The sequence below is a fragment of the Desulfurella multipotens genome (assembly GCF_900101285.1).
Lineage (GTDB): Bacteria > Campylobacterota_A > Desulfurellia > Desulfurellales > Desulfurellaceae > Desulfurella > Desulfurella acetivorans.
This window is the reverse complement of the sequence record NZ_FMYU01000004.1, coordinates 86,960-99,595: the sequence shown is the minus strand read 5'-3', so window position 1 is coordinate 99,595 and position 12,636 is coordinate 86,960. Positions and strand designations below refer to the sequence as shown.

The 12,636-nt window shown below is 30.0% G+C and carries 16 protein-coding genes; 1 reads left to right on the top strand and 15 read right to left on the bottom strand.

Annotated elements, in window-relative coordinates:
* Positions 1–5: 5 nt before the first annotated feature.
* Genes fabZ through BLQ93_RS03390 form a run of 14 tightly spaced genes read right to left on the bottom strand, consistent with a single transcriptional unit; the run spans position 6 to position 11,537 of the window.
* Positions 6–437, bottom strand: coding sequence for a 3-hydroxyacyl-ACP dehydratase FabZ (gene fabZ, locus BLQ93_RS03455; protein WP_092128153.1), 432 nt, complete (start codon positions 435–437; stop codon positions 6–8).
* A complete protein-coding gene (lpxD, locus tag BLQ93_RS03450; RefSeq protein WP_216818729.1) occupies positions 430–1,458 on the bottom strand; it encodes a UDP-3-O-(3-hydroxymyristoyl)glucosamine N-acyltransferase in 1,029 nt (342 codons plus the stop codon). The genes fabZ and lpxD overlap by 8 nt, the downstream gene beginning before the upstream one ends.
* A complete protein-coding gene (locus tag BLQ93_RS03445) occupies positions 1,455–1,973 on the bottom strand; it encodes an OmpH/Skp family outer membrane protein (RefSeq protein WP_025391565.1) in 519 nt (172 codons plus the stop codon). The genes lpxD and BLQ93_RS03445 overlap by 4 nt, the downstream gene beginning before the upstream one ends.
* Before the next feature lie 28 nt (positions 1,974–2,001).
* Positions 2,002–4,248, bottom strand: coding sequence for an outer membrane protein assembly factor BamA (gene bamA, locus BLQ93_RS03440; protein WP_092128151.1), 2,247 nt, complete (start codon positions 4,246–4,248; stop codon positions 2,002–2,004).
* A complete protein-coding gene (locus tag BLQ93_RS03435; RefSeq protein WP_025391563.1) occupies positions 4,232–4,906 on the bottom strand; it encodes an ABC transporter ATP-binding protein in 675 nt (224 codons plus the stop codon). The genes bamA and BLQ93_RS03435 overlap by 17 nt, the downstream gene beginning before the upstream one ends.
* Positions 4,903–6,093 carry an ABC transporter permease gene (locus BLQ93_RS03430; RefSeq protein ID WP_025391562.1) on the bottom strand — a complete coding sequence of 397 codons (1,191 nt, stop codon included), beginning with the start codon at positions 6,091–6,093 and terminating at the stop codon, positions 4,903–4,905. Before BLQ93_RS03430 ends, BLQ93_RS03435 begins: the two co-directional genes overlap by 4 nt.
* A 7-nt stretch (positions 6,094–6,100) precedes the next feature.
* On the bottom strand, positions 6,101–8,482 hold the full coding sequence (lon, locus tag BLQ93_RS03425; protein WP_092128149.1) for an endopeptidase La: 2,382 nt from the start codon (positions 8,480–8,482) through the stop codon (positions 6,101–6,103).
* A 3-nt stretch (positions 8,483–8,485) separates the two neighbouring features.
* On the bottom strand, positions 8,486–8,830 hold the full coding sequence (locus tag BLQ93_RS03420) for an Hsp20/alpha crystallin family protein (protein ID WP_092128147.1): 345 nt from the start codon (positions 8,828–8,830) through the stop codon (positions 8,486–8,488).
* A complete protein-coding gene (locus BLQ93_RS03415; protein ID WP_092128145.1) occupies positions 8,827–9,588 on the bottom strand; it encodes an outer membrane protein assembly factor BamD in 762 nt (253 codons plus the stop codon). Before BLQ93_RS03415 ends, BLQ93_RS03420 begins: the two co-directional genes overlap by 4 nt.
* Positions 9,589–9,621: 33 nt before the next feature.
* Positions 9,622–9,909 carry a DciA family protein gene (locus BLQ93_RS03410; protein WP_025391558.1) on the bottom strand — a complete coding sequence of 96 codons (288 nt, stop codon included), beginning with the start codon at positions 9,907–9,909 and terminating at the stop codon, positions 9,622–9,624.
* Positions 9,910–9,914: 5 nt separating this feature from the next.
* The gene (locus tag BLQ93_RS03405) at positions 9,915–10,187 is read right to left on the bottom strand and encodes a hypothetical protein (RefSeq protein WP_025391557.1); all 273 of its coding nucleotides are present in this window, start codon (positions 10,185–10,187) and stop codon (positions 9,915–9,917) included.
* Between the two features lie 8 nt (positions 10,188–10,195).
* Complete coding sequence (rpmE, locus tag BLQ93_RS03400) at positions 10,196–10,396, bottom strand: 50S ribosomal protein L31 (protein WP_025391556.1); 201 nt, start codon at positions 10,394–10,396, stop codon at positions 10,196–10,198.
* Positions 10,397–10,446: 50 nt separating this feature from the next.
* Positions 10,447–10,641: a hypothetical protein gene (locus BLQ93_RS03395; protein WP_025391555.1), complete on the bottom strand. Its 195-nt coding sequence runs from the start codon at positions 10,639–10,641 to the stop codon at positions 10,447–10,449.
* Positions 10,638–11,537 (bottom strand): class I SAM-dependent methyltransferase, encoded by a 900-nt coding sequence (locus tag BLQ93_RS03390; protein ID WP_092128142.1) that lies wholly within the window; start codon positions 11,535–11,537, stop codon positions 10,638–10,640. The genes BLQ93_RS03395 and BLQ93_RS03390 overlap by 4 nt, the downstream gene beginning before the upstream one ends.
* 107 nt (positions 11,538–11,644) lie before the next feature.
* Here BLQ93_RS03390 and BLQ93_RS03385 point away from each other — a divergent pair, with 107 nt between their 5' ends.
* A complete protein-coding gene (locus BLQ93_RS03385) occupies positions 11,645–12,352 on the top strand; it encodes an RsmE family RNA methyltransferase (RefSeq protein ID WP_092128242.1) in 708 nt (235 codons plus the stop codon).
* Here BLQ93_RS03385 and BLQ93_RS03380 read toward each other — a convergent pair.
* Positions 12,345–12,623, bottom strand: coding sequence for a CC/Se motif family (seleno)protein (locus tag BLQ93_RS03380; RefSeq protein WP_025391552.1), 279 nt, complete (start codon positions 12,621–12,623; stop codon positions 12,345–12,347). The two genes, BLQ93_RS03385 and BLQ93_RS03380, sit on opposite strands and share 8 nt — an antisense overlap.
* Between the last annotated feature and the right edge of the window lie 13 nt (positions 12,624–12,636).

Genomic DNA, 12,636 nt, shown 5'->3' with positions numbered 1-12,636 from the left:
ACTCCTTAATCCAGTTTTGCACTCATTGTTGCCTCAGCCACAAGGACATCATCAACAAAACACTTACCAGACATTTTCCAAACCTTCATTTTATGCTTTATAATCTCAACTCTAATTTTTAACGTATCCCCGGGCACAACAGCTTTTCTAAATCTAGCATTTTCTATACTCATAAAATATACAACTCTATTTGCATTATCTTCTTCTTCTAAAGATAAAAAGGCCAGTATCCCACCAGCTTGAGCCATTGCTTCTACAATAACAACACCAGGCATAATATGCTTTTTAGGAAAATGTCCTTGAAAATATGCTTCGTTATACGTTACATTTTTAATAGCTTCTATAAATTTAAATTTTTCATAATTTATTACTTTATCTACGAATAAAAAAGGATACCTATGTGGTAATATTTCTTTAATCCTTTCAATATCAATCATTTTTTTCAAGCTCCTTAAGTCTATTTTCTAATTCCTGTATTTTTCTGTATATATCTGGCAACCTTGGTATTATTGCACTTGATTTTAACCATTTTGAATGTTCATATACTGGTATACCACTATATATACCACTTTTTTTAATATTGGTACCAACGCCAGATTTTGCTGTAACAATAGTATTATCAGCTATAGTTAAATGACCTGCAATTCCAACCTGTCCTGCCAGTATTACATTATTGCCAATTTTTGTAGAACCTGAAATGCCACATTGAGACACTAAAATAGAATTCTCACCTATCTCAACATTATGTGCAATTTGGACTAAATTATCTATCTTTGAACCTTTTCTAATTATTGTTTCATCAAGCGTAGCTCTGTCTATAGATACATTTGAGCCTATCTCAACATCATCTTCTATTATAACTTTACCTATTTGTGGAATTTTATAATGTCTTCCATTATCTTTAACATAACCAAAACCATCACTTCCTATAACGCTTCCAGAATGAATTATCACATTATTTCCAATTTCAACATTTTCTCGAATTGTAACATTTGGATAAATAATACAATTATCGCCAATTATTGAATTTTCACCTACATAAACCATAGGCATAATATAGCTATTGCCAATTTTTGCATTTTTTGCAATATATGAAAAATCCCCAATATAAGCGTTTTCGCTTACAATTGCAGAACCATCTATAGTAGCTTTTGGACTCTTAAAATTACCATCTAATTTAGTTTTGTAAAAATACGTTAAGGCAAGTGCAAAACCTAAATAAGCATTTTTACATACAATAAAATTTTTATCTTTATATAAAGAGATATCAAATAACTCATCAACTATTATGCAACCTGCTTTAGTACTAGATATGTATTTTGTATATTTTTTATTTGATAAAAAACTAACTTTATATTCATCTGCACGCATTAAGCTAGCTACACCATCTATCTTAATATCCTTTTCCCCAATATAAGTGCCATTTATAATCTGGGATAGTTCTAAAGCACTGATCATTTTTTGCTTTGCTCGTATATTTTGTTATATTCTTTTATAACTTGTGGCGTAATATCTAAAGCATCATTCCAGTAAACTAAACCTTGGTGAACTTCAAACACAAGATCTATACCTTCTTTTTGACTTATATTTTTGACTGTTTCAACAAGCCCATTTATGATATTTTGTGTATATTCTCTTTCTTTTGATACAACATCATCTGTAGCATCAGCTTTATATCTTTCCAAATCTCTTGCTTTTGTTTGATATTCAACTTCTAATTGTTGTTTTTCTTTTTTAGGTGTTGATGGATTTTGAATTTTTTGTGCCAAAGCATTTAATTCTTGTTGTTTGTTATCTATCACAGTCTTTTTTGCTTGAATAATCTTTTGAAGCATGGATTTTGCATCAATACCTGCTTGGCAATCCTGCAATGCTTTATTTAAATCTACGACAGCTACTTTTAGTGCAAATGCATTTGCGCTAAAAGTCAGTACCGAAAAAAAGACTACCAACCCTAAAATGTATTTTTTCATAAATCTTCAAACCCTCCTCAAATTATTTTCAAAATAAAGCTCCCATGGAAAATTGGAACACATAAGATTTTTCTCCATTTTTAGGCGCTAAATTCTTACCTACTTCAACTCTAATTGGCCCAAGCGGTGATATCCACTTAATACCGACACCCACATCTTTTTTTAGGTTACCAAAATCATACGAATATAACCATGAATTACCTATATCAAAGAAAGCTTCACCGTACAACTTTAAAGCCTCAACTAACGGGAAAATAGTTTCTGCTTGAGCATATGCATATCTTGTGCCACCTATATAGTTTCCATACTTATCAGTTGGGCTTACAGTACCATAATCAAAACCTCTTAAGTTATCTATACCACCCAAAAAATACCTATCCTGCAAAGGAACTCCTTTCCCACCTATGCCTTTTGCAAAACCTACACTACCTTTTAGGTGTCCAATCATACTCCAAAAAATTGGATGAAAGTATTCTACAGTATTGTCCCATTTTATATATCTAGTGTTTCCTCCAAAACCAGTCAATCCTAAACTTGAGGAAAACAGTGTGCCTATAGTAGGAAATATGTTATTATCAAGAGAATTCCACTTTATAAATGGTGTAATGGTACTTTCTGTAGTTGTGCCTTCTTCTTGCAATAAGTAATAACTTGGTGTACCTGCTGTTATATTGATTTTATTTTGAGATAATGAATAAGAAGCGCCAACACTTAATTGATCATCATAAAATCTTTTTGCAACAGTAAATTTAAAACCATACGTTTTCTGATCATAATCCCAGCCATAATACATCATATTATACAAATCTAAGCCTACAGATATTGGCCTATTATCAACCCATGGATTTACAAAACTTACATCAAACAAATGGCTGTTGGCAGAAAGATTTGCATAAAGCTTACCATATATACCAGAACCAAATAAGTTTCTTTGCGTAACAGAACCCATAACACCTACTTTGTAGTACGAACTATAGCCAACACCTAAAGATAGCATACCTGTCATTTTTTCTTTTACATTAACTTTCATATTCACTTCATCTTTACCAGGAATTTTTTCTGTACTAATTTTAACATCATCAAAAAAATCTGTATTGTAAATTTTTTGTCTTGATTCTTTTATTTTTGATTCTGAATATAAGCTACCCTGATCAAGCCTAATTTCTCTTCTTATTACATTGTCCCATGTTTTATCATTACCAGTTATCTCAATCCTGTGAATATAAACTTTATTGCCTTTGTTAATATCAAATGTAACATCAACTGTATGATTTTGTCTATCTAGAGTCACTATTGGGTTAATATCACAAAACGCATACCCTTTGTCTGCATAAGCAGTTGTTAAATTTTCAATATCTTTTCTCAATTGCACACCATTAAATGTTTTATTTACTTTCAATTTCACTATGTTTTCTAATTCTTTTAAGGTAAATGGCTCAATATGTTCAAATTTAAGATTTTTTAGTGTATATTTTGAACCTTCATCAATAGAAATATCTATATCAATATATCCTGTATCAGGCTCTATGTTTATAGTTGGCCCATTTACTTTAACATCAGCGTAACCTTTTGAAAGGTAAAGATCTCTAATTGCTTGTATATCAGCATCAATATCTTGAGGATACAATTTACCAGTATAAAACCAAGGTAAAAACGTTAGTATATAAGGACCATATTTTTCATGATTTTTCATTACATCAAAAATTTCACTTGTTTTAATATGGTGATTGCCAATAATATTAATTTTGTGTATAAATGTTTTTTTACCTTCTCTTATTTGGAAAACGACATCTACGCGATTGCCTACCACAGGTTCTAACTTGTATGAAACATTTGTCAAGTATATGCCTTTAGATGCATAAAAACCAATAATTGCCGCAACACTTTCTTGCAAATTTTTTTTGCTAAGAATTTGATACTCTTTAACTTTACAAACTTTGTATAATTCTTCATCCTTAAACATTTTATTGCCTTCAAATTTTACAAATCTTATTGCTGATTTTTCTTTTACATCAAATGTTAAAATAACTCCACCGGCAACATTTTTTATCTTAGCTGAAACTGTTTCAAAAAAACCTAAATTGTATATATTTTTAATGTCTTCATTAACAGCTTCTAAATTTAGTGGTGTATTGGTTTTTTCTTTAACGACACTTAGAATTGTAGGTTTATCTATTCTTACATTGCCTTCTACATTAATTTCAACGATATTTTGTGCGTATGCAAAATTTATCAAAACAAAAAATATGAACAAAGAGCTAAATATTATTTTCATTGGCTAAAACCCCTTCTGATAAAAAATATGTAATATCACAAAAATTAGCAATTTTTTTGCTATGTGTGGAAATTACTACTGTTGTGTTAAGTGACTGTTGTAAATTTCGCAAAAGCGTCATCAAAAGCATAGCATTATTTTCATCTATATTAGATGTTGGCTCATCTGCAATTATTAGCTTTGGTTTATTTACCAAAGCACGAGCTACAGCAACCCTTTGTTTTTCTCCACCAGACAAATTATAACTCCGTTTGTCAAAAAGTTCTTCACTAATTCCAACTCTCAATAAGAGTTCTCTTGCATAATCTTTTTTTATTATACCATTAATCATAGTGGGAAGCAAAACATTTTCTAACACTGTAAGCTCGTTTATAAGAGAATAAAACTGAAAAACAAAACCAATATAACTATTTCTGAAAATTGCCAGCTTTTTTTTATCAGAAAAAATTACTTTTTCTCCAAAAAACAATACCTCGCCATCATCTGGTTCATCAAGTAAACCAAGAATATGAAGCAATGTTGATTTACCTGATCCAGAAACACCCATAATAGCAACCATCTTACTTTCTTCAACATCAAGATTTACATTGTTTAAAACCAATGTATTGGTTTTTCCGCTTTTAAAAGATTTTTTTATGTTATGAGCACTAATTATCATTGTCTTAAAACCTCAATTACATTCATTTTGGATGCTTTTGATGCAGGATATAGGCTTGCAAGCGTACACAAACCAATAGATACTATAGAAATTATAACTACATATGTAAACGTTATATCAACTGGTATTTTTGTTATATAGTAAACTTGCTTTGGAAGACTAACAATATTATAGTGCTTTAGTAAATAACCAAGAGTCAAACCTAAAAAATCACCAAAAGCAGTACCTATAATACCAAGAATAAGACCCTGTTTTATAAAAATTCTTTTAATATTACTTGCTGTAGCACCAAGCGATACAAGTATTGCTATATCTTTAACTTTTTCCATAACAAGCATTGTAAGAGAGTTCATTATATCAAATGCAGCAACAATTATTATCAAAAGTAAAATTATAGCCATTGCAATTTTTTCTAATTTCAAAGCGGTAAAAAAGTTTTTATTCATTTGAGCCCACGTAACAAAATAATAACTTGCTGGCAAAATATGCTCTAAATATTTACCGACTTTATTTATATCATAAGGGTTATATAAGTTTATAGCTATTGTATTTATTAAATCGTATGTTTGCATTTTTTGCCAGAGTATATTCAAAGGTATATATGAAAAAGCAAGATCATACTCGTACATACCAGAATCAAACACACCTGTAACTGGAATTTCAAAAGAAACAGGTGAAAAACCAATGGCTGTTGGGTTGGAATAAGCAAGCGTAACTCTAACATTTTGACCTACTCTAACGCCAATAGCTTTCATCAATTCTTTGCCGAGTACAATACCTTTGGTGTTTCCTTTAATGTATTTTTCTATGTATGGTTTATCATTAAAATCAACACCATTTAGTATTGATCCACTTGATTGGCCATTTGCACTTATTATACACTGTTCTACAAGCGATGGATAAACATTTGAGACAAGTTTATCTGTTTTTATTGATTTTATAAGGTTATTATCTAAATTAAATGTTCCATTAAAATTTTTTACAATAATATGTGGATTTGCCCCTATAATCTTTGATTCAAGCATTTTATCAAAACCATTCATAATTCCTAAAACTAAAATCAAAGCTCCCACACCAATTGCAATGCTGATAATAGAAAGCAAAGAAGACAAAGAAATAAGTTTCTCTTCTTTTTTCGAACTTATGTACTTTATAGCTAAAAAATTTTCAAAATTGAATTTTTTCATTGAAAAATCATTCGTCTTTTAGCGCATATTTTAAAACTTCTTTCATATCCTTTACAAAATAAAACTTTACATCTTTTATTTTAAGTTGAGATTGGATTTCTGCTACATCTTTTTTATTATCAAATGGCACTATTATTTCTTTAATACCAGCTCTAAGTGCAGCTAAAGTTTTTTCTTTGAGACCACCTATAGGTAAAACTCTTCCAGTAAGTGTAATCTCACCAGTCATTGCAACATCCGATCTTACAGGTTTATTTGTTAAAGCAGAAATTATTGCACATGCAATGGTTATACCTGCACTTGGACCATCTTTAGGTGTTGCACCTTCTGGTACATGTATATGAAAATCATATTTTTCATAAAATTCCTCTTCAAGATTTAACTCTTTATACTGAGCCCTTGCAAAAGAGACAGCAGCTTGAGCAGATTCTTTAAACACGTCTCCAAGTGAACCGGTAAGTATAAGCTTTCCACTACCTTTAACTTTTAGTGCTTCAATAAATAGCACATCACCCCCAACGGGTGTCCAAGCAAGACCGGTAGCAATTCCAACATAATCTCTATCAAGTTTTTCGCTGCTATAAAATCTTGGTATTCCCAAATACTTTTCTAAATTTTTCACATTAATTTCATACAAAGTTGTTTTATCCTTTTTTGGAGACTCCACAATCTGTCTTGCAATTTTTCTCAAAATAGCTGTTATATTTTTTTCTAAATTTCTAACTCCTGCTTCTTTGGAGTAGTTTTCAATTATACTTAAAATAGCTTTATCTGTAAATTTTATGTTATAATCTTTAAGGCCATGATTTTCGATTTGTTTTGGAATAATATATTTTTTTGCAATTTTTAATTTTTCTATAGTAGTATAGCCAGAAAGTCTAACAATCTCCATCCTATCTAAAAGTGGTGCTGGTATTGTATCTGTTGAATTAGCTGTAGTAATAAAAAAAACTTTTGATAAATCAAATGGGACACCAATATAGTGATCTTCAAATTCATAATTTTGCTCTGGATCTAAAACTTCAAGCATAGCACTTGCTGGGTCACCCCTAAAATCGCTACCAAGCTTGTCAATTTCATCTAGCACAAAAACTGGATTGTTTGTACCTGTTTGCTTTAAACCCTGTATAATCCTGCCAGGCAGCGCTCCCACGTAAGTTCTTCTATGCCCTCTAATTTCGGCTTCATCTCTTACACCACCTAACGAAATTCTCCAAAGTTTTCTACCCATTGCCCTTGCAATAGATTTTGCAAGAGAAGTCTTGCCTACACCAGGCGGTCCAACAAAACACAAAATAGGACCTTTCATATCATTTTTTATTTTTTTAACAGCTAAATACTCCAAAATTCTTTTTTTTGCATCCTCTATATCATAGTGATCTTCATTTAGTGCTTTTTCGACAAGTTTTATATCAAGTTTATCTTCAGATGATACACTCCATGGTAAACTGATCATCCAATCCAAATAAGTACGTATAACATTTGCTTCCGCGGAATCGGGGTACATTTTTTCTAGCCTAGAAAGTTGTTTTAAACATTCTTTCTTAGCTTGTTCACTCATATTTGCAGCTTCAATTTTTTGCCTTAACTCTTCTATTTCGTCTGAATCTTCTTTTTCGCCAAGCTCTTTTTTGACAGCTTTTAATTGTTCTTTTAAAAAATATTCCCTTTGAGCCTTTGAAATTTCTTCTCGCGCTTCACGCTGAATTTTAGCCTGCATATCAAGTATCTGTAATTCTCTATTTAAAATACTTACAATTTTTCTGAGTCGTTCTTTAACTGAAAGTATTTCTATTAATTCTTGCATCTGATTAAGTTTTAACTGTAAATTTGCAATTATAATATCAGCAAATTGTTCGCTTTTTTCTATATTATTTGCAATCACTACAATATCATTTGGTATATTTTTATTTAATGCAACGAGTTTTTGAAGCTGATCCTTTATTGTTCTAATTAAAACTTCTACTTCAATTTCTTCTTCGGGTGTTGATGGGAGCTGATCTTGCAATATCGAAATGTGAGCTTCAAAGTAAGGACTATCGCTTATTGTTTTTGTATAGTTAACAATAGAAGCTTTTCTTAAACCTTGAACAAGTATTTTAACTCTCCCATCTGGCATTTTTAGCATTCTTAAAATTAAACATACTGTACCAACAGTATTGATTTGGTCTGGTGTTGGTTCATTTACTTCAAAATTTTTTTGGCTTACAACAAAAATTATTCTATCTTTTGACAAAGCTTCATCTATTGCCTTTATAGAAAATTCTCTACCTACAAGCAGTGGCGTTACCATATAAGGGAAAACAACCATATCTCTAAGAGGTACAACAGGCAAAATATTAGGTATTTCTATATCTTGGTTAAATACATTTTCGTTAGTGTCGCTCATAAATTAAAACCTCTCTAAAATAATCTCTAATACTCCATTATTGTAATTAACTTTACTTATACTTTTGAAATGAAACGGTAAGTCTATGTATTTTTTAAAATAACCAAATATACGTTCTGCAACCATGTATGTAGCGTTATTTTTTTCTCTTTTTTTCTTTATACCAGAAACAATTAAAGACATACTATTTTTTTCTATAACCAAGCTATCTACTTCTAAATCAGGTATCTCAAGTTCAATGTATACTTTGCCATTTTCTTCATAAATATCAGCTAAAATTGAATCAGAGCTAGCATTTTTTTGTAAAACAAAAAATTGGGCCAAAATAATAACTTTGTTGGGATTCATTTGCCTGCCTTATTTAACTCCTTTTCAAATCGGATAACATACTTGCTATTTGGATACTTCTTTTTTAACTCATCAAAAAAATTTAAAGCTTGCTGTTTCTTGCCTAAGTGATCATAAACAGATGCCAGTAAATATAACATTTCATCATTAAAATTTAGATCAGAAAAATGCTTTGCCATATAGTTAAGTTCAATTTCAGCTGCTCGATATTTTCCTAAATCATAATAAAACTTTGTAATATACAATTGGTGCATATAAAGCTGTTTTACACATTCAGTTAAATGATCATAAACTTGGTCCTTATATGGGTTGTTTGGATATTTATCAAGCAATATGAGAAAATTTTCTATTGCATTTTTTGTAGGTGTTTGATCAAGCTTATATCCGTTCATCATTTTATAATAACTCATTGCAATTTTATATTGAGCAAACATAGCATCTTTTGTATTTGGATATAATTCTATAAATTTCTTATATTCATCGATTGCCAAAAGATAATCACCTTCACTATAATACACATCCCCTAAAATAAGACTTGCTTTTTTTCCATAAATACTACCTGGGTGTTGTTGATTTATCATGGATAAACTGTGTTCAGCTTCTTTGTAGTTATGATTTATGTAATATTGAACGCCTTCGTTGTACCATTCATAAGCACTTTTTTCAGGTTCAGTTTTTACTAACTCTTTAGATGTTGAACAACTTGAAATAAAAAAAACTACCAAAGCCAGCGCACTGTAAATAATGGTTTTTTTCATATTAATAACCTATTTTTGTATCAAGTGCTAAAATCATAAATTTATCTCCTTTACGACTATAGTATCGAATTTCAAATCACTTGATAATTCATTTAATTTCTTTATGATAATGTCTTTTATGTTTTCTATTTCCTGATGCCATATTGAATTACAAACACCTAAAGTTAAAGTACCTTCTTTATAATTAAGAACACAAACACTGTTTTCATCAAAATTAAGTTGTCTGAAAATATCTTTTGCTTTAACTATATACACAGCTCTTTCTAAACCTAGATCTTTTAATAGATCAAAAGTAGCTGTGGATATATCAACCAAAGCCATTTTTTTTATGCGTTTTGCGTTTGCTTAACATCATTTTTTATCATTATAACAAAATCATGTTCATTTTTCTTAAGTACATTTTCTATATAAGCACCAAGCTGTGATAATTTTTGGGCAATTTTAGATATATAATCGTATTCATTAACATAAGCAAGCACATATTTACCCTTTTGGGCACTTTTTATTGTTCCATCTAATATACTATAAGCCTCATTTTCACTTTTACCCCTTAAATCCAACTCTTTTGCTATATCAAAGCTATCACTTTTGCCGTCCATAAAACCTCCTATTTTTTAGCATATTTTTTCTGGAACTTGTCTACTCTTCCACCTTCATCAACAATTTTTTCTTTACCAGTAAAAAATGGATGACACTTATTGCATATTTGAACCTTAAGATTCTTAATTGTTGAACGCACTTCTACTTTATTTCCACATGCACATTCTATCGTGGTTAGCTCATACTTTGGATGAATATCTTTTTTCATTTACTACCTCCCTTTTGCTAACGTTAAATTATCATAAATCAAGCTTTTTATCAAGTGCCAATATCCCTTTTGTATATATAATCTTTTATTGTCTGGTTTAGTCTTTTAAGTTCATTTCTTATGGATAAAAGCACTATAGGTAGTGCTACCCACATTACAATACTAACGCTTAAAAATACAATTATTATTACAAAAAAAACATCATAGATAGTTGAAGTAAAAGACTTACTTAATATAGAAATCATTTTTCACCCACCAACACACTAAAACCACCTTCACCATAACCTTCTTTGGGTTCTTGAATAAGATCTATTTTGCTATAATCACCAAAAAGTACCTGATAGGCTTGTTTAAAAACAAACCCCGCCTTTTCAAATAAATCTAAAATTTCCTTTGATGAAAAAAACCTCGCATACTTATAAAAAACACTATTTTCCTTTTTTTTCAAATAGACCTTACCAAGTGGCGTATCTGCATCCACAATACCTACTATAATTTGCCCTTTTGGTTTTAAAATCCTATAACATTCCTTAAGACTCTTTAGTGGATCGTTTACAAAACAAATTGTAACTGCCATTAAAGCAAAATCAAAACTATTATTATCAATCGGTAAATTTTCAGCAACACCAAATATTACATCAATACCATTTCGTTTTGCAATTTCACCCATTTTTCTTGAGGGTTCAACACCTACTTTGATACCAAGCGGAACCGCAAACTTTCCGCTTCCAACACCAATCTCAATACCTTCGCCATGCAGAGGCAATGCTTTTTTTAGTGCTTCTATTTCGGATAAGTAAACATACTTATTTTTTTCAAACCAATCTTCGTACTCTTGTGTATTTTCATCAAAAACCTTTATTTTATTTGAATAATCCTCAAAATAATTTAAAGCTTCATCAATATTTAAAAAATCTAAAAATATGTAATCGAATTTTTTATCTTTGATAATGTTTCTAAATTGGTCCGAAGCATTTCTACCTATCAAAACGTAATCTTTTAGCTCACTCAAATTCAGTGCGCAATCTTGTATTTTTTTTCTTTCATTTTTACCTCTAACTATCAAATAAAATGGAGAATCTTCAAAATTACCTTCAAATAAGTTACCTTTTTCATTAATTGCTATGACAGCTTTTTTCATTTTTATCCCCCTTTTTAATTTATTATATTCATAAAGTACTCAAAACTCAAGAAATTTTAGAATTTTACTTGCAAAAAAAAAGCTTTTTTGTAAAATTGATTTTGATAATGAGCTTGCCATGCTTTATTGGAAAATTTTCAGATGGCTACTTAATTATAGATGGGCAAGAATACCATCATGCAATAAATGTCAAAAGATTAAAGATTAATGATAAAATTGAAGTTAATGACTTGAATGGCAATTATTTTGTAGCAACAATCAACAAAATTGAAAAAAAATACTTAACAGCAGTAATTAATAATAAAGTTAAAAAAAATATTCCTAAAGCAAGCATAGTGCTTTACCAGTGTTTGCCAAATAAATTATCAAAAATCGATGAGTTAATAGAACCAATATCTCAACTTAATACAACAATATTTATACCAACTATATCCCAATATTGCGCTTTGAAACCTAAAGACATTGAATCTAAAATTGCCAAATGGGAAAAAATTGCAATCCAGTCTATTAAACAATGTAAACGACTTTTCCCAGTTAATATTGATAAACCTCAATACTTATTTAATATTAACCCACAAGAACAAATAAAAATAGTCTTTTATGAAAACGAAAAATCTATGACACTCAAGAATTTGGAAATTAAAAAATTTGACAGCATAGCAATTTTAATAGGTCCAGAAGGTGGATTAAGCGAAAAAGAGATAATTTACCTACAAAAAAAGGGTTTTAAAACTCTAAGTTTAGCAACAAATATATTAAAAACCGAAGTTGCAACCATTACAGCGCTATCTCAAATAGAGTTAATGCTTAGATAGTTTTCCATCCATCTAAAACCAAGTATTTAAACCCAAGAATTTTATTAAGCTTTATTGTGAAATTTTCACTGTCTCCTACAAATTTATCTATATAAACATCTACGCCGTCAATATTGACCAAGATATACTTATCAGGGTTAAGGGGTAAACCGATTGACACTTCAGGAATTGTTTTTACATCTATACAGGTATTTGCAACATCATGGTAGGTAATGCTGACTTTACCACCTTTTTTTAAAATGTAGTCTCTTGCTGAAGCGTCAATCTTCATTTAAACCCATTAA

What these genes read in the sequence shown, in the direction of transcription:
- BLQ93_RS03445 (WP_025391565.1), bottom strand. Translation starts at nt 1,973, where the DNA reads ATGAAAAAATACATTTTAGGGTTGGTAGTCTTTTTTTCGGTACTGACT.
- lpxD (WP_216818729.1), bottom strand. Translation starts at nt 1,458, where the DNA reads ATGATCAGTGCTTTAGAACTATCCCAGATTATAAATGGCACTTATATT.
- BLQ93_RS03390 (WP_092128142.1), bottom strand. Translation starts at nt 11,537, where the DNA reads ATGAAAAAAGCTGTCATAGCAATTAATGAAAAAGGTAACTTATTTGAA.
- BLQ93_RS03395 (WP_025391555.1), bottom strand. Translation starts at nt 10,641, where the DNA reads ATGATTTCTATATTAAGTAAGTCTTTTACTTCAACTATCTATGATGTT.
- rpmE (WP_025391556.1), bottom strand. Translation starts at nt 10,396, where the DNA reads ATGAAAAAAGATATTCATCCAAAGTATGAGCTAACCACGATAGAATGT.
- BLQ93_RS03405 (WP_025391557.1), bottom strand. Translation starts at nt 10,187, where the DNA reads ATGGACGGCAAAAGTGATAGCTTTGATATAGCAAAAGAGTTGGATTTA.
- BLQ93_RS03435 (WP_025391563.1), bottom strand. Translation starts at nt 4,906, where the DNA reads ATGATAATTAGTGCTCATAACATAAAAAAATCTTTTAAAAGCGGAAAA.
- BLQ93_RS03385 (WP_092128242.1), top strand. Translation starts at nt 11,645, where the DNA reads ATGAGCTTGCCATGCTTTATTGGAAAATTTTCAGATGGCTACTTAATT.
- BLQ93_RS03410 (WP_025391558.1), bottom strand. Translation starts at nt 9,909, where the DNA reads ATGGCTTTGGTTGATATATCCACAGCTACTTTTGATCTATTAAAAGAT.
- BLQ93_RS03415 (WP_092128145.1), bottom strand. Translation starts at nt 9,588, where the DNA reads ATGAAAAAAACCATTATTTACAGTGCGCTGGCTTTGGTAGTTTTTTTT.
- BLQ93_RS03430 (WP_025391562.1), bottom strand. Translation starts at nt 6,093, where the DNA reads ATGAAAAAATTCAATTTTGAAAATTTTTTAGCTATAAAGTACATAAGT.
- bamA (WP_092128151.1), bottom strand. Translation starts at nt 4,248, where the DNA reads ATGAAAATAATATTTAGCTCTTTGTTCATATTTTTTGTTTTGATAAAT.
- lon (WP_092128149.1), bottom strand. Translation starts at nt 8,482, where the DNA reads ATGAGCGACACTAACGAAAATGTATTTAACCAAGATATAGAAATACCT.
- BLQ93_RS03380 (WP_025391552.1), bottom strand. Translation starts at nt 12,623, where the DNA reads ATGAAGATTGACGCTTCAGCAAGAGACTACATTTTAAAAAAAGGTGGT.
- BLQ93_RS03420 (WP_092128147.1), bottom strand. Translation starts at nt 8,830, where the DNA reads ATGAATCCCAACAAAGTTATTATTTTGGCCCAATTTTTTGTTTTACAA.
- fabZ (WP_092128153.1), bottom strand. Translation starts at nt 437, where the DNA reads ATGATTGATATTGAAAGGATTAAAGAAATATTACCACATAGGTATCCT.